20 protein-coding genes are annotated in these 20629 nt (G+C 71.6%); 7 read left to right on the plus strand and 13 right to left on the minus strand.

Going from position 1 to position 20629, the window contains the following annotated elements; all coding sequences use genetic code 11:
- Positions 1 to 32: 32 nt before the first annotated feature.
- Positions 33 to 599 carry a Chromate resistance protein ChrB gene (locus Sri02f_RS17665; RefSeq protein WP_109002270.1) on the minus strand — a complete coding sequence of 189 codons (567 nt, stop codon included), beginning with the start codon at positions 597 to 599 and terminating at the stop codon, positions 33 to 35.
- Between the two features lie 215 nt (positions 600 to 814).
- On the opposite strand from Sri02f_RS17665, the gene Sri02f_RS17670 reads away from it, so the two are divergent.
- On the plus strand, positions 815 to 1552 hold the full coding sequence (locus Sri02f_RS17670; protein ID WP_109002271.1) for a flavodoxin family protein: 738 nt from the start codon (positions 815 to 817) through the stop codon (positions 1550 to 1552).
- Positions 1553 to 1635: 83 nt separating this feature from the next.
- Here Sri02f_RS17670 and Sri02f_RS17675 read toward each other — a convergent pair whose 3' ends face one another.
- From Sri02f_RS17675 to Sri02f_RS17690, 4 genes are all read right to left on the minus strand, one after another.
- On the minus strand, positions 1636 to 2766 hold the full coding sequence (locus Sri02f_RS17675) for a S8 family peptidase (protein ID WP_245970660.1): 1131 nt from the start codon (positions 2764 to 2766) through the stop codon (positions 1636 to 1638).
- Between the two features lie 120 nt (positions 2767 to 2886).
- Positions 2887 to 3735: an IclR family transcriptional regulator domain-containing protein gene (locus tag Sri02f_RS17680; protein WP_109002273.1), complete on the minus strand. Its 849-nt coding sequence runs from the start codon at positions 3733 to 3735 to the stop codon at positions 2887 to 2889.
- A gap of 165 nt (positions 3736 to 3900) precedes the next feature.
- Positions 3901 to 4692 carry a cyclase family protein gene (locus tag Sri02f_RS17685; protein WP_109002274.1) on the minus strand — a complete coding sequence of 264 codons (792 nt, stop codon included), beginning with the start codon at positions 4690 to 4692 and terminating at the stop codon, positions 3901 to 3903.
- Positions 4693 to 4858: 166 nt separating this feature from the next.
- Positions 4859 to 5332, minus strand: coding sequence for a hypothetical protein (locus tag Sri02f_RS17690; protein WP_245970661.1), 474 nt, complete (start codon positions 5330 to 5332; stop codon positions 4859 to 4861).
- A 253-nt stretch (positions 5333 to 5585) separates the two neighbouring features.
- On the opposite strand from Sri02f_RS17690, the gene Sri02f_RS17695 reads away from it, so the two are divergent.
- Positions 5586 to 6350, plus strand: a complete 765-nt coding sequence (locus tag Sri02f_RS17695) for an IclR family transcriptional regulator (protein WP_245970662.1) — start codon at positions 5586 to 5588, stop codon at positions 6348 to 6350.
- Between the two features lie 384 nt (positions 6351 to 6734).
- Entirely contained in the window at positions 6735 to 8045 is a 1311-nt protein-coding gene (xynC, locus tag Sri02f_RS17700) for a glucuronoarabinoxylan endo-1,4-beta-xylanase XynC (protein ID WP_109002275.1), read from the plus strand.
- 206 nt (positions 8046 to 8251) lie between these two features.
- Here the strand turns inward: xynC and Sri02f_RS17705 are convergent, their stop codons facing one another.
- On the minus strand, positions 8252 to 8848 hold the full coding sequence (locus Sri02f_RS17705; protein ID WP_109002276.1) for a hypothetical protein: 597 nt from the start codon (positions 8846 to 8848) through the stop codon (positions 8252 to 8254).
- Between the two features lie 128 nt (positions 8849 to 8976).
- On the opposite strand from Sri02f_RS17705, the gene Sri02f_RS17710 reads away from it, so the two are divergent.
- From Sri02f_RS17710 to Sri02f_RS17725, 3 genes are all read left to right on the plus strand, one after another.
- Positions 8977 to 9525, plus strand: coding sequence for a PadR family transcriptional regulator (locus Sri02f_RS17710; protein WP_109002277.1), 549 nt, complete (start codon positions 8977 to 8979; stop codon positions 9523 to 9525).
- A 142-nt stretch (positions 9526 to 9667) separates the two neighbouring features.
- The gene (locus Sri02f_RS17715) at positions 9668 to 9940 is read left to right on the plus strand and encodes a DUF3253 domain-containing protein (RefSeq protein WP_109002426.1); all 273 of its coding nucleotides are present in this window, start codon (positions 9668 to 9670) and stop codon (positions 9938 to 9940) included.
- Positions 9941 to 10529: 589 nt separating this feature from the next.
- Positions 10530 to 12101 (plus strand): alpha-L-arabinofuranosidase B, encoded by a 1572-nt coding sequence (locus Sri02f_RS17725; RefSeq protein WP_109002278.1) that lies wholly within the window; start codon positions 10530 to 10532, stop codon positions 12099 to 12101.
- 282 nt (positions 12102 to 12383) lie between these two features.
- On the opposite strand, the gene Sri02f_RS17730 is transcribed toward Sri02f_RS17725, so the two are convergent.
- Genes Sri02f_RS17730 through Sri02f_RS17745 form a run of 4 tightly spaced genes read right to left on the minus strand, consistent with a single transcriptional unit; the run spans position 12384 to position 17185 of the window.
- Complete coding sequence (locus tag Sri02f_RS17730) at positions 12384 to 13505, minus strand: XdhC family protein (protein WP_109002279.1); 1122 nt, start codon at positions 13503 to 13505, stop codon at positions 12384 to 12386.
- A complete protein-coding gene (locus Sri02f_RS17735; protein WP_109002280.1) occupies positions 13498 to 15621 on the minus strand; it encodes a xanthine dehydrogenase family protein molybdopterin-binding subunit in 2124 nt (707 codons plus the stop codon). The genes Sri02f_RS17730 and Sri02f_RS17735 overlap by 8 nt, the downstream gene beginning before the upstream one ends.
- Complete coding sequence (locus Sri02f_RS17740; protein WP_109002281.1) at positions 15618 to 16610, minus strand: FAD binding domain-containing protein; 993 nt, start codon at positions 16608 to 16610, stop codon at positions 15618 to 15620. Before Sri02f_RS17740 ends, Sri02f_RS17735 begins: the two co-directional genes overlap by 4 nt.
- Entirely contained in the window at positions 16607 to 17185 is a 579-nt protein-coding gene (locus Sri02f_RS17745) for a (2Fe-2S)-binding protein (RefSeq protein WP_109002282.1), read from the minus strand. The genes Sri02f_RS17740 and Sri02f_RS17745 overlap by 4 nt, the downstream gene beginning before the upstream one ends.
- 245 nt (positions 17186 to 17430) lie before the next feature.
- Here Sri02f_RS17745 and Sri02f_RS17750 point away from each other — a divergent pair, with 245 nt between their 5' ends.
- Entirely contained in the window at positions 17431 to 18027 is a 597-nt protein-coding gene (locus tag Sri02f_RS17750; RefSeq protein WP_109002283.1) for a TetR/AcrR family transcriptional regulator, read from the plus strand.
- Positions 18028 to 18039: 12 nt separating this feature from the next.
- Here Sri02f_RS17750 and Sri02f_RS17755 read toward each other — a convergent pair whose 3' ends face one another.
- The 3 genes from Sri02f_RS17755 to Sri02f_RS17765 form a co-directional block, all read right to left on the minus strand.
- Positions 18040 to 18882 carry a hypothetical protein gene (locus Sri02f_RS17755; RefSeq protein ID WP_109002284.1) on the minus strand — a complete coding sequence of 281 codons (843 nt, stop codon included), beginning with the start codon at positions 18880 to 18882 and terminating at the stop codon, positions 18040 to 18042.
- Between the two features lie 257 nt (positions 18883 to 19139).
- Entirely contained in the window at positions 19140 to 20336 is a 1197-nt protein-coding gene (locus tag Sri02f_RS17760) for an SPFH domain-containing protein (protein WP_109002285.1), read from the minus strand.
- An 11-nt stretch (positions 20337 to 20347) separates the two neighbouring features.
- The gene (locus Sri02f_RS17765) at positions 20348 to 20599 is read right to left on the minus strand and encodes an NfeD C-terminal domain-containing protein (RefSeq protein ID WP_109002286.1); all 252 of its coding nucleotides are present in this window, start codon (positions 20597 to 20599) and stop codon (positions 20348 to 20350) included.
- Positions 20600 to 20629 lie beyond the last annotated feature (30 nt).

Consider the following 20629-nt stretch of genomic DNA (forward strand, 5'->3'; position numbering starts at 1 on the left):
CCGGGCCGGCGCGGCCTGCGTCTTCGCCGCGGTCACCGGCCCGGCTCCGGGGTCTGGTGCAGGGCGGCGACGACGCGCTCGGCGTAGTCCTCGCAGGCGGCCGTGCACTGTCTGAGCCGTTCTCCGGCCTCGGCCGCCTCGGGCGTGCCGAACACGTCCCGCGCGGTCAGGTCGCGGTGCCAGCGCCGCAGCCGTTCCAGCGACTGCTCCTCTTCTTCGAGTTCGGCGAGGGTGAACTTGGCGATGCGGATCTCCTTGGCCAGTTCGTCCTCGAACTTGCCGCAGTCGGCGAGGAACTCGGTCCAGTCGGCCGACCGCGCCGCGGTGAACAGCTCTCGCAGACGGGCGGCGTCCTGCGGCCCGCGACCCGAGGCGTCCAGCGTCATCGCCTGCCCGCCGGCCTGCTCGGTGAGGGCGAGCGCCCGCATGACGCCGTCGGCGAAGACCGGCACGTCCGGCACGGCCCAGATGCCCTGCCCCAGTGAGACCGCGCCGACCTTGCGCAGCTCGCGCCAGACGGCCACGCGGTGCCGCGACGGTTCCGCGGCCAGCTTGATCACGAGGACGAGCCACCGGCCCGATGCTCCCAGCCCTGTCACATCGAAAAATGTAGCAGCTGTTACATCCGCTACATCCGTCCACGGTGCGTGCACCGTCCCGCCCGTCTCCGGCTCAGCCACCGCACTGCTGCGCGACCCTGCGCGTTCGGAGGAGCTGTGGTGGCGTCCGGCAGGGGCGGACCGCAGGCTTGATCTGTATGCGTGCAGGGACGCGCCGCCGAGCTCGGGGTCGCGGCAAGCTCTTGGAGGTTCGCGTGACCGCTTCGTCGCCCTCGAGCGACACACCCCCGGCCCGGTACGACGACCTGCGGGCCCTGGTGATCAACTGCACCCTCAAACGCTCGCCGGAGCCGAGCAACACCCAGGGGCTGATCGACCGGAGTACCGCCGTCCTGGGCGCCCAGGGCGTGCAGGTCGACGTGGTGAGGGCCGTCGATCACGACATCGCCACGGGGGTGTGGCCCGACATGACGGAGCACGGCTGGGAGAGGGACGCCTGGCCGGATCTGTACCGGCAGGTCATGGCAGCCGACATCCTCGTGCTGGCCGGACCCATCTGGCTGGGCGACAACAGTTCGGTGATGAAACAGGTGATCGAACGTCTCTACGCCTGCTCCAGTCTGCTCAACGAAGCCGGCCAGTACGCCTACTACGGCCGCGTCGGCGGCTGCCTGATCACCGGAAACGAGGACGGCGTCAAGCACTGCGCCATGAACGTCCTCTACAGCCTGCAGCACCTGGGCTACACCATTCCTCCCCAGGCGGATGCGGGGTGGATCGGCGAGGCCGGGCCCGGCCCCTCCTACCTCGACCCTGGCTCGGGCGGACCGGAGAACGACTTCACCAACCGCAACACCACATTCATGACCTGGAACCTGCTGCACATGGCGCGGGCGCTGAAGGATCTGGGGGGCATTCCCGCCTACGGCAACCAGCGCACCGCCTGGGACGCGGGCTGCCGACACGACTACGAGAATCCCGAGCACCGTTAGCGGCCACGGCCCGGACCAGCGACCTGCGGTGCTGAGCGGCCGGGCCCGGGCGAAGACCGGCTGCGCTGAGCAGCCGGGCCGGATCAGAGGCCGCCGGTGTTGAGCAGCCGGTTGGGAGTGTCGGAGCGTACGCCGTGCAGGACGCCACGGGTGGCCGTGTGGTCGAGCCAGGTGTGGACCTCCTTGGCCGTGGCGTGCGGGTGGGCCGACAGATACAGCGCGATCACGCCGGTCGCGTGCGGTGCGGCCCAGGAGGTCGCGCCGCCGTCCTCCGTCGCCGTGCCGCCACCGGCGAGGGCGGCGGTCACCTTCTGGCCGGGGGCGTACAGGTCCACGCACCGTCCGTACCCCGACCCGTACGAGCCGGTGTCGCTCCACGGGCGGTCGGTCGTCGTGGAGGCCGCCACGACGATCGTGCCGGGGACGCCGGCCGGGGAGTGCCGGCAGGCGTCGTCACGGAAGTTGCCGGCCGACACCACCGTCGGGATCCCCGCGTCGACCATCTTCTTCACCGCGGCCTCCAGGGCCGTCGACCGGTGGTCGAGGTTGAGCGACATGTTCACCACGGCGGGCTTCTGCGCATGCGCGGTGACCCAGTTGACCGACTTCACCAGAGCGGCCTCGGCCGCCGCGGGGGAGCCGCCGCCCTCGCTCTCGCACAGGACGCCCTGAACCCGGACGAGCTCCGCCTTGGGCGCCACCCCGTACTTGGCGCCGCCGATGACGCCCGCGACGAACGTGCCGTGGCCTATGCCGTCCTCGCTGAAGCAGTCGCCGGAGTTCTTCGCGCCCACGAAGTCGGCGCCGAGCCGGGCGCGTCCGCCGAACTCCTTGTGGGCGACGTCCATCCCGGTGTCGATCACATAGACGTGCACGCCCTTGCCCGTGGCGGTCGTGGTGAGCTTCCCGTTCAGCGGCCGCGAGCGCTGGTCCAGAATGTCCAGGTTCCACGGCACGTGCCGGGTGAGAGGAGACGCCGCGCTCTGCGCCACCCCGGACAGCTTCCCGACGGCGCCGGGAGCCCCGGGCGCCGAGTCGGACGACAACCCCTCCCCGGCGGACGTCACGGAGGACGCCTTGCCGTGCGCGGACGGCGTTCCGCCGGTACCGCTGTTTCCGGCCGCCGCGCCGGCTTTCCCGCCGCAGGCCGAGGCCCCGAGCACCGTCATGATGGTCATCACCATGAGACCGGCCTTCGTCACGTTCCGCGTCACGACGTCCCCCATTTCCCTGCCTGCCTCGCACGCAGTCAGCGCACAAGACGACGCCGGCGCCCGAGCGGTTCCGGCAGACACGCCGGGCGCGCATCGCGCGCGACCCGGGCTGCGGAGACGCTACCGGGGCAGGCCGTGGCCGTCGAACGCTTCCCCCAGCGCTTCGGCCGCAGCGGTGAGGTCGGTGCGGATCGCCTCCTCGTGGGGCAGGAGGTCCTGCTCTCTGCCGACGACCGACAGGGCGGCCCTGATGTGTCCGGTGCCGGTGCCGGCGCGGGTGCGGGTGCCGTCGCCACCGCCGCCGTCGCGTACGGGTACGGCGTACTCGGTGACGCCGTGTTCGAACTCCCCCCGCGCGACGACGACGCCGCGCCGACGGTCGCGGTCGTTGGCCGCGGCGAGTTCCCCGGCGCTGTGGGCCGCGTTGGGGCCGCCGACGCCGATCAGTTCGTAGTCGTCGAGGAGAACGGTGATCTCCTCGACGGTGTGGTCGAGGAGGAGGGCGCGTCCGGCGCCGGTGCACCAGCAGGGGGTGACGAGACTCGCCCGGCCCTGCCACCCCTGGGCGAAGCCCGCGGCGGACTCGGCGCGCAGCAGCCGCACCTGCACGCCGTCGCGCACGGAGAGCCGTGCCCCGGCGCCGTGCGCGACGGCCATGCGGCGCAGGAGGGGGCGACTGCGACGGAGCAGGCCGGGGTGCAACGACGCGGCCGTGGTGAAGAAGGCGTTGCCGGCGCGCAACGTCGAGTCGTCGCCGCGTTCGAGGAACCCCTTGTCACACAGGTCCTGAGTCGTGCGCGACGCCTTGCTCCGCTCGATGCCGACCTCGTCGGCGATCCTGCTGACGTTGAAGCCGGTGCGGCCGGAGGCCTCGCGGTCCAGCACGGCGTTGACCACGCGCAGGGCCATACGCAGCGAGGACGCCGTTCCCGGGCTCGTCCGTCCGGGGGAGTGGCCGTTCGTCGTCACCTCCGCACTATAGGCGAGCCGGTGATCACCGGCCCGGGGCGGCGTGGGCGGGCACTCCAGGCCTGCACCGGGCGATCCCGCGGCTCTGCGTCACACCGGTACGCGCCGGCCCGGTTCGGCTGTGCCGGTTCGCGCCCGTTCGGCTGTGCCGGTTCGCGACGTCTTTCAGTCCGCGTGGTGCAGCGCGAAGACACGGGCGGGGAAGCCCGAACCGCCCTGCGGCTTGGGCCAGGTGGCCACGATCAGCGCGCCCGCCTCCGGGACCCTGTCGAGGTTGGCCAGCAGTTCGATCTGCCAGCGGTCCCGCCGCAGGACGTAGTCCTCCAGGCCGAAGTCGCCCGCCGAGGTGGCCAGTCCGGGATCGGTGTCGGTCTGCTCGTGCCCGATCGCGGTGACGCCGGCCTCCTCGAAGAGGTGGCGCAGGACCTCGGCGGACCAGCCCGGACAGTGACTGACACCCGCTTCGTCCTTGTTGGCCATGGCGGCCGGGTCCGGCCAGCGCCGGCTCCAGCCCGTGCGCAGCGCGACGAACGCCCCGCGCGGGATCCGCCCGTGGCGCGCCTCCCAGGCCGCCACGTCGTCCAGGGTCGGCACCGCGTCCGGGTCCCCGGCGACGCGCTCGGTGATGTCGAGGACGACGAGCGGAAGGATCATCTCGTCCACGGGGATCTCGTCCAGAGCGCGGGCGCCCGCGACGAAGTGGACGGGCGGGTCGACGTGCGTGCCCCACTGTCCGACGATCGTGTAGCGGTGCACGTTGAAGCCGTCGCCGCGGGACATGTCGAAGGGCATCTCGCGCTGTTCGTCGGGGAAGGCGGGGAAGTGCGGCTGACCGGGGTGGAACGCGTGCGTGAGGTCGGTGCGGACCGTCTGCCCGATCAGTTCCCGGTGCAGGGCCCACAGCGGCGGTTCGGCGGTGACGGTGTCCGGGGCCGTGAAGTCCGTGTTCGAAGTCATGCCTGCTCGTCCCTCTTTCTCGGCGTCGTACTTTGCGTGGTTCTCCGCATGCCTCTCCGCGTCGTGCTCCGGGACGTGGGCGGCGGGGATGTGTCGCTCTGGGGCTGGGTGTCGGATCGGTGCCGCATGGCCGCGGGGCGAGGGCGCTTCCGAGGAGGGGCGGGGGTCAGGCCCGGGAGACGAGGTCCAGCGGGGCGGAGAGCTCGATCACCGGAATCTCCCAGGGGTGGGCGTCGGCGATGCGGGCCAGGACCTGCGCGAGCGCGTCGTCGTCCGCCGCGGCGTCGACGTACGTGGTGACGGCGAGCGTCGAGGAGAGGACCCGCCCGCCGACCGAGCCCAGTGAGGGTCGGGCGCCGGGCCGTATGGTGAATCCCTCCGCCCCGAGGGCCACCTCGAACACGTCGTCGTAGACGCCGAAGTCCCCCAGCTCGGGTGAGGCCTCCAGGACGTGCAGGAGCGAGGCGAAGGACTCGTCGGCGCGCAGCGCGTCGAGGTCGCCCTTCGCGCAGGCGGCCAGGGTCGCTTCCGCGACCGGCCAGTACACCTTGATCGCCCGGACCGTCCGGCGTCGGACGGTCGTACGGACGGATGCGCGGTCCTCTCCGGCGGCTCTCGGCGTGATCGTGGTCGTGGCCATACGCAGTCAATCCTCGGTGGTCGGTGGTCTGGTCGGTGGCCGGAAGTCGGCGCTGGTGGACGATGCAAGGATGCTATGCGTGCATTAAATGCACGGCAAGATGCAAATGATGCACACTGGTGAAGAGTGGAGGCGCAGGCGGGGTGAAACCGCGGAGGTACGATGCGGGCCGTCGGCGCGGAACGAACGTCACCGGGACCTCGCCCTGGCGGACCCGCGCACCGGCACGGCGGAGGAACGGGCGGAGGAACAGGTGGACTCAAGCGTGGCGAAGGGCCTGGACGCCCTGTCGGCGCTCGCCCATCGTCCAGCCGAGGGCGGACCGGGAGCCACCGCCGCGTCCGTCTCGGAGCTGGCCCGCAGGCTCGGACGCGACCGCAGCCAGCTGTCCCGCGTGCTCACCGCCATGGCGGCGGAGGAATTCGTCGCCCGCGACGACGTCTCCGGCGGCGTCGCCCCGCACTGGCGGCTCTACACGGCGGCACGCGACCTGACCGCGCACCGGCTGCGCACGGACGGGCTCACCGCCCTGGAGGGCATGGCGGCCGAGACCGGCGAGAGCTGCTACCTCGGAGTCCTGGTCGGCGACACCACCGTGACCATCGCCGAACGCGTGCCCCGGGGCAGTCGGCAGCTCGGCTCGTGGATCGGCCGCCCCTACCCGGCCTACTGCAGCGACTGCGGCCAGGCCCTGCTCAGCGACGCCGACGACGACGAGGTGGCTGACGTCTTCGCCCGCACGGAGTTCCTGCGCCACGGCCCCAACGCGCCGACCGGCGTGGACGATTTCCTGCGTCGCCTGGAGGAGACCCGTCGGCGCGGCTACTCGATCGTCGACGAGGAGGCCGAACCCGGCCTGTACTCCGTCGCCGTGCCGGTCCGCGACTTCACCGACGAGGTCGTGGCCGCCGTCCAGGTCGTCGGACCGCGACGCCGCCTGCAACCCCGGACGCGGGAGTGCGCGGCCGCCGCCCTCCGCTGGGGCGGTCGCCTGGAGAGGGCCCTTCGAGGCGCCTGAACAGGCGCGTACGGCACCTCCGAAGAAGTCCGTGCGCGAAGGATGAGCCGATCTGGCCGAAGGGCGAGCCGATCTGTCGAAGGGCGAGCCGGCCTGGTCGAGTCCGGTGGCGACAGCGACCACGCCCGCGCCCCGTCGAGAGGCTTGACGGTGTTGAGGGTGGTCGTTAGCTTTCGTGATATCCGCAGTCTTGGACACTGTTCATGATGTCGAACGGCCGAGGCGTCCTGTCGAGCCGCCGGGCCGCCGAGCCAGGCCGTGCGCGACATCGGCAGCACCTCTCGCAGGAAACCGGAACACGTGTAGTCACCGCTGTAAATGGGAGCGCTCCCATGAAGTCGGCAATGTCCGTACCGGGATCAGCAGCCAAGAGGAGGAGGGGACATGACGCAGAGTCGGAATGAGCCCGTGAGCGGGGAGCGGCGATCGCCGAGCCGCAGGAGCGTCCTGGCCACGATGGGGGCCCTGCCGATCCTCACGGCCGCGACGTCCGTCGCCGGGGCGTCGAGAGCCGGGGCCGCGACGGCTGCCACCGCGGTGGTCGTCGACGCGTCGGCGCGGCGGCAGACGATCCGGGGATTCGGAGGCATGAGTCACTCCGCCTGGATCGGCGACCTCACGACTGCCCAGCGGGACACGGCGTTCGGCGCCGGCGACGGTCGACTGGGACTCTCTCTGCTGAGGATCCCCGTCCCCGAGGACCGGTCCGCCTGGAGCCGGGACATGGCGACGGCGAGGCGCGCGATCGAGCTCGGCGCGACGGTCATCGCGTCGCCGTGGAACCCGCCCTCCTCCATGGTCGAGACCTTCGTCCGCGGCAGCCAGACCAATGCGCGACGTCTCAGGCACGACATGTACGGCGCCTACGCCCAGCATCTCAACGACTTCACTGCGTTCCTGCGGAACAACGGAGTCAATCTGTACGGCATATCGGTGCAGAACGAGCCCGATTACGCACAGGACTGGACGTGGTGGACCCCCGCCGAGATGGTCCGGTTCCTGCGGGAGAACGCCGGGTCGATCAGCACCAGGGTCATCGCGCCGGAGTCCTTCCAGTACCTGAAGAACATGTCGGACCCGATCCTCAACGACCCGGCGGCGCTCGCCAACGTGGACGTCATCGGCGCTCATCTCTACGGCACGCCGTTCGCGAACTTCCCCTACCCCCTGTTCAAACAGAAGGGCGCGGGCAAAGAGCTCTGGATGACCGAGGTGTACTACCCCAACAGCACGGACTCGGCGGATCTGTGGCCCCAGGCGCTCGACGTGGGGGAGCACATCCACCGCGCCATGGTGGACGCCGAGTTCCAGGCGTACATCTGGTGGTACATCCGGCGAAGCTACGGCCCCATGCGCGAGGACGGCCGGATCAGCAAGCGCGGCGCCTGCATGGCGCACTTCGCCAGGTTCGTGCGGCCCGGATCCGTACGGGTCGAGGCGACGGCCCGACCGTCGTCGGACGTCTACGTCTCGGCGTACAGGAGCGGTGACTCGACGGTCGTGGTCGCCGTCAACAAGGGGGCCTCCGCGGTGAGTCAGCAGTTCAGCCTGGCGAACGCCAGCGCGTCCAGCGTCTCGTCGTGGCTGACCGACGCGAACAGGAACGTCGCGTCCCAGGGCGTCACCGGGGTGTCGAACGGCGCCTTCGCCGTCTCGCTCCCCGCGCGAAGCATCACGACGCTCGTGACCGCCTGACCGGACCCCGGCGGAAGCCATGCGGGTCGAGCGCCGCACGCATCAGGAGGTGGTGCTCATCCCGCGTGACGCCGATCCGCAGGGGCTTGGCCGTTCCTCGCCGCCTGCACCCCCGAGGAGAGGTGAGCGGCGGCGGGTCGCGCCGCCGGCCCTCGCGTCCGAGCCGCCGCCCGGAAACCTGTGCGCTCAGTTCGGGGAAGTCGGGTCTACTTCGTGTGGTCCTGCGGCGCGGCGGCCGTCTGCCGGGCGGCGAGGAAGCGGCTGCGGGCGATGTCGGGGTAGCGGATCGTGAACAGGATCGGCAGGACGATGCCGGCGACCGTCAGGGCCGTGCGGGCGCCGCCGCTGTCCGGCTGGTAGCGGTGCAGCAGGGCCGAGCCCGCGCCGGTGACGGTGAAGGCGGCCGCCCACACCGCGGTGATGGCCTTGTTCACGCTGAGGAACAGCGGGGTGTTCCAGTGCTCGGAGGGCACCGACGTCCGTGCGATGCCGAGAGTGAACGGCCGGCCGACTGCCAGCGAGCCCCATGCTGTCATCGCCAGCCACAGTGAGGAACCGGCGGACGCGTAGTCCTCCACGAACGCCGAGTCGGGCGCGGCGCAGGCGACCGCGGTGGCGACCGCGAAGAACAGCGTGGCGCTGATCTCCACGACCTGCGCGTCCCACGGACGGCCGCCGGCGCGCTGGTAGCCGATCAGGGCCAACGCGACGACGAGGCCCGCGCCTAGCGCGAGTCGGGCGTCGAAGCTTCCGACCAGGATGCTGACGACTATCCACGGAAGGAAGCTGCGCAGGTACTGCATGGTCGTGTCCCCCTGTGCGAGTGGTCTCGCTCTGCCCGAACGGGCGATGTTCCACTATTGACATGTCGAAACTAGAAGGTCTTGCCGTGACATGTCAAGACTGGAACGTCGGGTCTACAGTGGGAATCATGAGCCTTCGCCACGCATTGCTGGGGCTGCTGTCCAACGGGCCGGGCAGCGGTTACGACCTCCTCGGCGCCTTCAAGTCGACCCTGTCGAACGTCTGGCCCGCGACTCAGAGCCAGGTCTACTCGGAGCTGACCCGGCTCGCCGACGCGGGCCTGATCAGAGTCGCGGAGGAGGGGCCGCGAGGCAGGAAGACATACGAGGTCACCGCCGACGGCCGCGAGGAGCTGCGGCACTGGCTGCTTGAGGTCGCCCCGGACGGCTACCGCCGAAACGACATCCTCCTGAGGGTCTTCCTCCTCGGCGCGGTGGAGCCGGGTGAGGCCCGGGAGTTCATGCGCCGCCGCGCCGAGATCGCCCGCAGCCGCAACGCCCAGTTCACCGCGATGGACGAGGCGATGGCCTGGGGCGACGACGCGCTCTCCGTCTACGGGCGGCTCACCCTCGAGTGGGGCAAGCGCTTCACGCGCATGCAGGCGGAGTGGAGTGAGTGGGCGGACGAGCAGATCGCCGAGGCGCAGGCGTCATCCGAGGAACAAGCGGACCTGTAGGGCGCAGGGGGAGGCCGGCACGGGGGCCTTGGGATCGCTGCGCAAGGAAGATGTCGATCCGGCGGGCGTCGTCCTTCTGCGTGCAGGCGCGGTGCGGGCGCTGAGCGTGGCCTCGTCGCGTCGGCCGGGTGATACTGGCGTGGTGGGCGAAAGCGAACGGCAGACGGGCCGGCGCTTGGAGCAGGCGATCTTGGAGTTGCTCGAACGTCGCGGCCTCGCCAAGACGATCTGTCCCTCGGACGCCGCGCGGGCGGTGTACGAGGGGGAGGGCGACGGCTGGCGCGAACTCATGGAGCCCGCTCGCCGCGCGGCTCGCCGTCTGGTCGCGGCAGGCGAGGTGGAGATCACTCAAGCCGGCCGTCCCGTCGAGCCGACGACGGCCCGGGGCGCGATCCGTATCCGCCGTGTCCGCTGAGGAAGCGGCTGCAATTCGCTGACCGGATGCGCCCGTGACCGGCCGCGTCACGTCAACTCGCGGCGACGTCGTCGGCCCGGCACGGTGCCCCGCAGACCGCAGACCGCAGACCGCAGACCGCAGACCGCAGACCGCAGACCGCAGACCGCTGTACGCGGCGTGGCTGACCGCGGTCGCCGTCACCGCCGCCACCTGGTGGACCTTGGCCCATTTGCTGCACACACGGTACGGCCGTGTGGTCCTGTCGGGAGAGGCCGAGTCCGGCGTGGAACCGCCTCCGCCGCGGTTGCCGCCGTGGTCGGGGGCCGTGACAGGAGGCGGGACGCTTCGGCGGCAGACACGGGCGCCGATGGTCGAAGTATCGGACATGCGCGATCTGTTGACATGCTTTCAGGCCCTCCTATTATCGACAGCTGTCCGTCATTCTGATCAGTGTTCGACATGACGAACGCACCTCTCCTCCTGTCCGCTCCCACCGCGTCCGGCTCCGGACGTCATCTGCCATAGGAAATGGCATGTCCATGCCTATCGCGCAATGTCTCCCAGCCGTGGGAGGCCGACGAACCCCCTCATCCCCAGGAGACCGCCCATGCCCGTGACACCGGTCCGCTCCAGGCGGGCCAGGCCGCTCGCGCTGTTCGCGATCGTGCTGGCCATGGCCACATTCCTGCTCGGCGGCCCCGCCTCCGCGGGCACCAGCGCCGCGGCCGCCGGCTCGCTGCCCTGCGACCTGTACGCCGCCGCCGGCACGCCCTGCGTGGCCGCGCACAGCACGACACGCGCCCTCTACTCCACCTACAACGGCCGCCTCTACCAGGTCAGGCGCGCCTCGGACGGCTCCACCCGGGACGTCGGCGTGCTCAGTTCGGGCGGGTACGCCGATGCCGCCGCGCAGGACTCCTTCTGCGCGGGGACGAGCTGTCTCATCACCGTCGTCTACGACCAGTCCGGCCGCGGCAACCATCTCACCCAGGCGCCGCCCGGAGGGTTCCAGGGCCCTGCGGCGGGAGGTTACGACAACCTCGCGGAGGCGTCCGCGGCACCGGTCATCGTGGGCGGCCACAAGGCGTACGGCGTCTTCATCGCGCCCGGTACCGGTTACCGCAACAACCACACCAACGGCATCGCCACCGGTGACCAGCCGGAAGGCATGTACGCGATCCTCGACGGAACCCACCGTAACGGCGGTTGCTGTTTCGACTACGGCAACGCCGAGACCAACAGCCGGGACAACGGCAACGGCACGATGGAGGCCGTCTATTTCGGCGACATCAAGGCGTGGGGCTATGGAACGGGCAACGGTCCCTGGGTCATGGCCGACCTGGAGAACGGGCTTTTCTCCGGAGTGAACCCCGGCTACAACGCCAACGACCCCAGCGTCAGCCACCGGTTCCTCACCGCGATCGTCAAGGGCGGCCCGAACCGCTGGGCGATCCGGGCCGGCAACGCCCAGTCCGGGGGCCTGTCCACGTACTACGACGGTCCTCGGCCCAACGCCTCGGGCTACAACCCGATGAAGAAGGAAGGCGCGATCATCCTCGGTATCGGCGGCGACAACAGCAACAGTTCCGCCGGCACCTTCTACGAGGGCGTCATGACGTCGGGCTATCCGTCAGAGGCGACCGAGAACGCCGTACAGGCCAACATCAGCGCCGCCGGGTACGTGGCGTCCCCTCCGGCAGGCGCCCCCGCCGCGGGTTCCCGCGTGTCACTGCGGGCCACCACCTCCTGCTGCACCGACAACTTCATCCGGCACAACAGCGCCGACAGCGACGCCGTCATCGCGGCGGTCTCCGCCTCCAGCGCCTCGGCCGACAAGGCCGCCGCCACCTGGACCGTGCGTCAGGGCCTCGGTGACGCCTCCTGCGTCTCCTTCGAATCCGCCGACAAGCCGGGGCAGTACCTGCGTCACTACGACTTCCGACTGCGCGTGGCGACCATCGACAGCAGCGCACTGTCCCGACTGGACGCCACGTTCTGTCCGCAGGCGAGTCACAACGGCCAAGGCGTCTCGCTCCGGTCCGCCAACTACCCGAGTGACTTCGTGCGCCACTACAACCACGACGTCTACATCGCGAGCCACGGCGGGTCCCACGCGTGGGACAGCACCGGCGCCTGGTCCGACGACACCAGTTGGGTGGTGACCTCGCCCTGGGCCTGAGGCCCGCCACGCCGGACGGGCGTCGAGCCGCGCCGCCGCCTCGGCGGCGACGTCGGACGTCGGCGAGAGGGTGAAGTACGCGCCGGCCGAAGGCCGTTCGACGCAGCCGGGGCAGGGGAGCCCCGGCTGCGTCGGATGGACGACGGCGCGTTCGACGCAGCCCTCGCGGATGCTTCCCACCGCCGGGCGTCCCGCGCGCCCGGCGGCCGCTTCCTCCAGCGCGCCGAGCGCCCGAGTGCGCCGAGCGTGCTGGCTGCCCGAGCGCGCCGGGCCGTCGACGGCTCAGGCTGACCGGCGATGGTGGATCGGCCTGTCCGACCCGGTCAACGGCAGACCCGTACCGCCCCGGCGGGCGGCGACGATCTCCGCCGCGATCGACAGAGCGGTCTCCTCCGGCGTGCGCCCCCCGAGGTCCAGGCCGATGGGCGACCTCAGCCGCGCCAGCTCATGGTCCTGCAGACCGATGTCGCGCAGCCGCCGGTCCCGATCGGCATGGGTGCGGTGGGAACCCATCGCGCCGACGAACGACACCGGCAACCGCAGCGCGACCTCCAGCAGCGGGACGTCGAACTTGGCGTCGTGGGTGAGCACGCACACCACCGTGCGCGTGTCCGTCCGGGTGCCCCGCAGATAGCGGTGCGGCCAGTCCACGACGACCTCGTCGGCCTCGGGGAAACGCTCCGGGGTGGTGAAGACGGGACGGGCGTCGCACACGGTGACGTGATACCCCAGGAACTTGCCGGCGCGTACCAGGGCCGCCGCGAAGTCGACGGCGCCGAACACGATCATCCGGGGCGGCGGCACGCTCGGTTCGACGAGCAGGGCGAGGCCGCCGGGGCAGTGCGAACCGTCCGGCGACAGCTCGACCGTGTCGGTGCGACCCGTGTCCAGCGCGGCCAGGCCCTGTGCGGTGGCGGCTCGGTCGAGGTCCTCGTGCCCGCCGAGCGCGCCCTCCCGGGAGCCGTCGGCGTGCACGAGCAGCGCGCCGCCGAGAAGGGCCGCGGGACCGCGGACGACCCTGACCAGCGCCGTCGGCTCGCCTCGTGCCACTCGCTCCAGAGCGGAACGCAGCAGCGCGCCGACCGGACCGTCCGGGGTGAGCGGGGTGACCAGGACGTCGAGGACCCCTCCGCACGTGAGTCCCACGGCGAAGGCGTCCTCGTCGTCGTAGCCGAACCGTTCGAGGACGCTGTCCCCGCTCTCCAGCGCCCGCGCGCACAGGTCGTACACGGAAGCCTCCACACAGCCGCCGGACACCGACCCGATGACGGTTCCCTGCCCGTCGACGGCGAGGGCGGCGCCGGGACCGCGGGGCGCGCTGCCGCCGACCGACACGACGGTCGCGACGGCGGCCGCACGGCCCTCGGCCAGCCAGTCGCCCAGCTGGGGCGCGAGGTCAAGCATCCTGGCCGCCCGTCAGAACACGGTCGGGGCGGATGGGCAGGCTGCGGTGGCGTACGCCGGTCGCGTGCCACACGGCGTTGGCGACGGCGGCGGCCGCGCCGACGACGCCGATCTCGCCGATTCCCTTGATGCCGACCGGGTCCTCGGGGTCGTCGTCCGCCACCCAGTGCGCCTCGACGCGCGGTACGTCGGCGTGCGTGGCCACGTGGTAGCCCGCGAGGTCCGCGCCGACGGGCCCACCGGAGACCGCGTCGCGCGCGGCTTCCTCGTGCAGGGCCATGGAGATGCCCCAGATCATCCCGCCCGTGAACTGGCCGCGAGCCGTGAGGGGGTTGACGATGCGCCCCGCCGCGAACACGCCGAGCATGCGCCGTACCCGGACCTCGCCGGTGCCGGTGTCGACGGCGACCTCCGCGAACTGCGCGCCGAAGGAGTGCCGTTCCTTCTGTGCGAGCGCGGCGATCGCCTCGGTGGTGTCGGAGCGCGCGGTGACGCCCTCGGCCGGGATCGCGGCACCCGGCACGAGCCGGTCGCGCAGTTCGCCCGCAGCGGCCATGACCGCCCATGCCCAGGACCGCGTCCCCATGGATCCGCCCGCGATCATCGCGGGCCCGAACGCGCTGTCGCCCAGGCGTACTTGTACGCGTTCCACCGGGACGTCCAGGGCGTCTGCGGCCACCAGCGTGAGAGCCGTCCGGGCGCCGGTGCCGATGTCCGCCGCCGAGATCCGCACGGTGAAGCGGCCGTCCGCCTCGGCGGTGATCGAGGCTGTGGACGGCGCGGCGCCGGCGCCGAAGGAAGCCGCCGCGGTGCCGGTGCCGAGGAGCCAGCGCCCCTCGCGCCGCACCCCGGGCCGCGGGTCGCGCCGGTCCCAGCCGAAGCGACGGGCGCCCTCCTCGAAGCAGGCGCGCAGATTGCGTCCGGCGAAGGGGAGACCGGAGACCGGGCCCCGGTCCGGGTCGTTGCGCAGCCGCAGCTCGACCGGGTCGACGCCGCACGCGTGGGCGAGTTCGTCGAGCGCGGCCTCCAGCGCGAAGGAGCCCGGCGCCTCGCCCGGAGCGCGCATCCAGGTGGGGGTCGGGACGTCGAGAGGCACGACCTGGTTCTCCGTGCGGTGCGCGTCGGCGTCGTACATCACCCGGGCCACGCCGGCACTCGGCTCGACGAACTCGAACACGGTGGAGGTGCGGCTGAGCGAGAGGTGGTCCAGTGCGCGCAGCCGCCCGTCGGCGTCCGCTCCGAGCCTGACCCGCTGGATGGTGGGGCTGCGGTGGCCGGCCAGCGTGAACATCTGACGGCGCGTCATGACCACGCGCACCGGGCGCCCGGTCATCCTGGACGCCATCACGGCGGCCACCTGGTGGGCGCGCACGCCCTTGCTGCCGAAGCCGCCGCCGACGTGCTCCGAACGCACCCGCACCGACGCGGGATCGAGCCCGAAGAGGTTCGCGAGTTCCGCGACGACCCAGGTGGTGCCCTGGTTGGAGTCCACCACCTCCAGCCGGTCGCCCTCCCAGCGGGCTGTGGCCGCATGGGGCTCCATGGGGTGGTGGTGTTCTTCCGGAGTGGTGTACGTGGCGTCCACCACGTAGGCGGACGCGGCGAGTTCGGCCGCCAGATCGCCCTTGTCCGTCACGGCGGGCATATGGCCGTCCGACGGGTGGGCGTCGGGATGGTCGCCGGTGAAGCCGACGTCGTGCGGGGCCTGTTCGTAGTGGACCACGAGGGACTCGGCGGCCTCGCGCGCCTGTTCCGACGTCTCGGCGACCACCAGCGCCACCGGCCAGCCCAGATGGGGCACCCGGTCGTTCTGGAAGACCGCGCACGTCGGGTCCGGGCCGGTGCCCAGCATTCCCACGTAGTCCGTCTTCAGCGGCGGCGCGTTGCGATGGTCCAGCACGCACAGGACGCCGGGCATCGCGAGGACGGCCTCCGCCCCGATGTCGCGGATCCGGCCGCGTGCCACGGTGGACAGCACCAGCCAGCCGTGGGCGAGGTCGGCGAAGGGCACCTCGCCCGCGTACCGGGCCGCACCGGTGACCTTGTCCCGCCCCTCCACGCGGACGTGGCCGGTGCCGACGGCGCGGGCGGGGGCGAGGGGCGCCTCGGCCGTCATCGCGCGGCCTCCTCGGCGAGCTCGCTCAGCACGGCCACGGTCAGGTTGCGCATCAGGGTCACCTTGAATCCGTTGTGCGACAGCGGCCTGGCCGCCGCCAGCTCGGCGTCCGCGGCGGCCGCGAACGACGCCGTGTCGGCGGGCGCGCCTACGAGGGTCCGCTCGGCCGCGCGGGCCCGCCAGGGCCGGGAGGCCACCGCGCCGAACGCGAGGCGCACCTCCCGGACGACGCCGCCGCGGACGTCGAGCGCGGCGGCGACCGAGCCGACGGCGAACGCGTAGGAGGCGCGCTCTCGCACCTTCCGGTAGCGGGAACGGACGGCGACCGGAGCCGGCGGCAGGGTGACGCCGGTGATCAGTGCGCCCGCCGGCAGGGCCGTCTCGCGGTGCGGGGTGTCGGAGACCGGGAGATAGAACCAGCCGAGGGGCAGTTCGCCCGGTCCCTCAGTGGTCTCGTAGTGGATCACGCCGTCGAGGGCCGCCAGTGCGACGGCCATGTCCGACGGGTGCACGGCCACGCAGTGCGAGGAAGCGCCGAGGACGGCGTGGTTGCGGTTCTCGCCGTTGACGGCGGCACAGCCGCTGCCGGGTACCCGCTTGTTGCAGGGCGCGGTGGTGTCGGCGAAGTAGGCGCAGCGGGTGCGCTGGAGCAGGTTGCCGCCGACGGTGGCCATGTTGCGCAGCTGGCCGGAGGCACCGGCGAGGACCGCCTGCGCCAGAGCGGGGTAGCGCGTGCGGACCAGGGAATGGGCGGCGAGGTCGCTGTTGGTGACGGTCGCGCCGATCCGCACTCCGCCGTCCGGAGTCGGCTCCACCCGGTCCAGCGGCAGGCCGCGTACGTCGACCAGCCGTCCCGGTCGTTCGACGCCGGTCTTCATCAGGTCGACCAGATTGGTGCCGCCGGCGAGGTAGCGCGCGTCCGGGTCGGAGTCCAGCAGGGCGACGGCGCCTGCGACGTCGGGAGCCTTCCGGTAGCCGAACTCCCTCATGCCGCAGGCTCCTTGGCTTCCGGTCGGGTGTCCGTGCGCGTCGCGGGCCCGGATTCCGCGGCACTGGCGACGGCCTCGACGATCGAGGTGTAGGCGGCGCAACGGCACAGGTTGCCGCTCATGCGTTCACGGATCTCGTCCGCTGTCAGCGGAGGCGGTCCCGCCGAGGGCCGTATGTCGGCCGTGGCGGCGCTCGGCCAGCCGGCGGCGTGCTCCGCGAGCACGCCGATGGCCGAACAGATCTGTCCGGGCGTGCAGTAGCCGCACTGGTAGCCGTCGAGGTCGAGGAACGCCTGCTGCACCGGGTGCAGTTGTTCGCCGTCCGCCACGCCCTCGATGGTGGTGATCTCCCGCTCTTCGGCCGCGACCGCGAGCTGGAGACAGGCCACGGTCCTGCGGCCGTCGACCAGGACGGTGCAGGCTCCGCACTGTCCCTGGTCGCAGCCCTTCTTGGTGCCGGTGAGGTCGAGTCGCTCGCGGAGTGCGTCGAGCAGGGTGGTGCGGTGGTCGACGGGGAGCGTGCGCCGCTCGCCGTTGATGTGCAAGGTGATGACGCTGGACGTCGGTAAGGCCATGAGAGCTTCTTTCGCGCTTCCGGAAAGCCGGGCGGCGACCGCCGGTGCCTGGCGACTGCCGAGTACGTCGTTGGGTGGTGCGCGGTGGACGCGCGGGGGAGGCGCCGAGGTGCACGCGGACTCCCGCGCGGATCCGGCCGGAGCTATCGTGTTCCCAACCGGACAGCCGTCCGCTATCGGCAAAAGTAACGGACAGTTGTCCGCTTAGCAAGGGTGGGGTTTCCGCGCACCCCGAGGAGAGTCGAGTGCAGCACGACAAGGACGCGCCCCTGCGCTCGGACGCACAACGCAACCGTGAGCGCATCCTCGAGGTCGCCCTGGCCGAGCTGACGCTGTGCCCCGACGCGCCGCTCAGCGCGATCGCCAGGAAGGCGGGCGTGGGCCAGGGCACCTTCTACCGCAACTTCCCCAACCGCGAAGCCCTCGTCCTGGAGATCTACCGCCACGAGATGCGCCAGGTGGCCGACAGCGCGGCCCAGCTGCTCGAACAGCTGCCGCCGGACCGGGCCCTGCGCGCCTGGATGGACCGGCTGGCCGAGTTCGGCATGACCAAGGCCGGTCTCGCCGACGCGATCCGCCTCGCCACCAGCAAGGGCGGCCTCACGAAGCCCGCTCACACCCCCGTCTCCGACGCGGCCGAACTCCTGCTGCGTGCCAACGACCGGGTGGGCTCCATCCGGCCGGGCATGACCCCCGACGACCTGGTCCTCGCCATCGGAGGCCTGTGGCAGATGGCGCCCACCGACGACTGGCGACCGCGTGCCGCCCGGCTCCTCGACCTCGTCATGGACGGGCTGCGCGCCGGCGCGCCCGGGGCCGGCGGCCCGGCTGTGCCGTCCTGAACGCCTCACGTCCTATGAGTGTTCGCCGAGCTGGAGGACGCCCGCGAGGGAGAAGCACAGAGCGCCGGTGAGGGTGCCCCAGTCGGCGATGTCGGCGTTGACGAGGCTGCCGGTGGCGGGGCGGGTGTAGGCGGCGAGCGCCGAGACCATGAACAGCACCGACCCGAGTTGGTCGACGACCACGATCCACTGCCCGAGGTCGTGCGTCCGCAGGCGGAACCGGTCAGGGCCGATCTCGATGAAGGCCAGATGGCCGGAGATCAGGAAGAGGGCGCAGCCGATCACGTCGGGGGTCCAGATCAGCCTGTTGACCTGCTGCACGGACAGGCCCTGCAGGAAGGAGTCGAACAGGTCGACGGCGAAGACGAGCGTGCCCGAGAAGAGGACGAAGGTGCTCAGCCAGTCCACCCGCGTCGGCTCATAACTCCACCATCGCCAGCCGGGGGTGACCAGCCGCCCTGCGCCGCCCGCGACGTGGCGCGGCGCGTTGATCACCTGGAGCAGCGAGACGTACCCGCCGAGAGTGAAGAACACCCCGCCCACGAAGTAGATCGAGGCGCACTCGGTGGCGTCGCCGGAACCGAACTGGGCGACGGCCGCGCCGGCCGCGAAGAAGGCCCCGCCGATCACGAAGGCGAGCGCGGCGACGGCGTTGAGCCGCCGCAGCCGGGTGCGGGAAACGGCGTCCGCGCGGACGTGGCGAGCGGGCCCCGCGCTGACGGGGCGGACGCAGAGCAGCCCACGCCGGCGCGCGATGCGGGACTCCCACACGGCGGTGCCGCCGTCGGGAAGATGCCAGGTGAGCCGGGTGGTGAACGGTCCTGCGCCCTCGGCGCGCTGCTCAGGTTGCCCCACGGGCCGAGCCTAGAACCTCGGCCAGGACCGGTGCCGGACGAAACGCCGTCCTGCCGCGCCGCCGTGCGGAGACCGCGACACCGTTCCGGCGGCGAATCGGGTGCCGACCGGTGACCTCCTGGTCCAGAAGATCACCACCGGTGAACTCGACGCTCTGCGCGAGCGGCTGCCGGCCGCACTGCACACTCGGCCGAGCGGGCTCTCGGCCGAGCACGCCCGCCGCCCGGCGCTCCTGACGATGCTGTTGACGACGGACGTTAGTCGACGTCCACGGGGCCGTCGTCCGACTTCTTCTCCTTGCTGGTGGGCAGCTGGAGCAGGCCGTTGCCCTTGCTCTCGGGACGGTTGCCGGAAGGGGGGGCGCCGTCGGCGTCCTGGCTGCTCAGGTTCTGGCGGACCGAGTCGAGGATCGTCAGGCCCTGGGACACGAGGCCCGCGGCGATCTCGCCGAGACCGTCCGCGCCGTTGAGGACGTTGACGTTGGCGCCGGCGAGGCCGCCGGCGGCCTCCTTGACGATCTGCGGGAGCTGGTCGATCAGCATCCGGTCGAGCGCGACCCGGTCGTACGAGGCCGCTGCCTCAGCCTGGATCTTCATCCGCTGTGCCTCGGCGGCCGCGAGGATCCGGACCCGCTCGGCCTCGGCTTCGGCGGGCTTCACGACCTCGGCCACCAGCTGCTGCTGGCGCAGTTTGGCCTGGCGCTGGGCCAGCTCCGTCTGGGCGGCGAGCACCTCCTGCTGGGCGTGGGCCTGCGCCAGCGGTCCGGCCTGGGCGGCCTGCGCCTGGGCGCGGTCCACCTGGGCCGAGTACTCCGCCTTGACGACGGCGGTCTGCCGGGCGTACTCGGCCTGCTTGCGGGCCGCCTCCTGCTGCGCCTCGGCCGCGGTCTGGGTGGCCTGCGCCTGCGCGATCTGCGCCTGCCGCTGGATGGCCGCCTTGTGGGGCGCGGACATCGCGTCGATGTAGCCGGTGTCGCCGTCGTCGATCGACTGGATCTGCAGCGAGTCGACGATCAGGCCGATCTTCGCCATCTCGGTCTTGGAGGTGTCCAGGACCTCCGCGGCGAGCTTCTGCCGCTCGGTGACGATCTCCTCGACCGTCATCGAACCGATGATGGCCCGCAGATGGCCGGCGAAGATCCGGCCGGTGAGCACGGACATCTGCTCCTGGTCGGAGAGGAACCGCTGGCCCGCGTTGATGATGCTCTCGTGGTCGTTGCCCACTTTGAAGGCGATGACCGCGCGGACGTGCAACGAGATGCCCTGTCGGGTCACACAGGTCTCGGTGACCTCCGACTCGCACATGGACAAGGTGAGGAACCGGACCTTGCGGAAGATGGGGAGCACGAACTTGCCGTGCCCCGTCACCACTCGAAACGGCGCGCCCCCCAGTCCGCGCCTGCCTCCCGAGATCAACATCGCCTCGTCGGGGGCGGGTACGCGGTATCCGAACATGCTTGTACTCCTCAGCCTGCGCCGACGCTGTACTCGCCGAGCGCGTCCAATGGATCCACCCATTCGATGACGCCGACCTCACGGCATCCACGCGATTCGATCACAAGCACTGTGGCGCCTATGGGCAGGGGCTCCTCCGACCAGGCGAGGAACGTCTCCGACCCGCCTCTGACCCGCACCAGGACTTCGCCGGGACCCGCAGGTCCGCGGGTTCCGATCAGTACGTTTCCCGTGCAGCCGATCACGGCCTCGTCCTGCGGCATCACCGGCCGTCCTCCTCGTCCTGGCCCCGG

Source organism: Streptomyces rishiriensis, from assembly GCF_003112535.1.
GTDB classification, from domain to species: Bacteria; Actinomycetota; Actinomycetes; order Streptomycetales; family Streptomycetaceae; genus Streptomyces; species Streptomyces rishiriensis.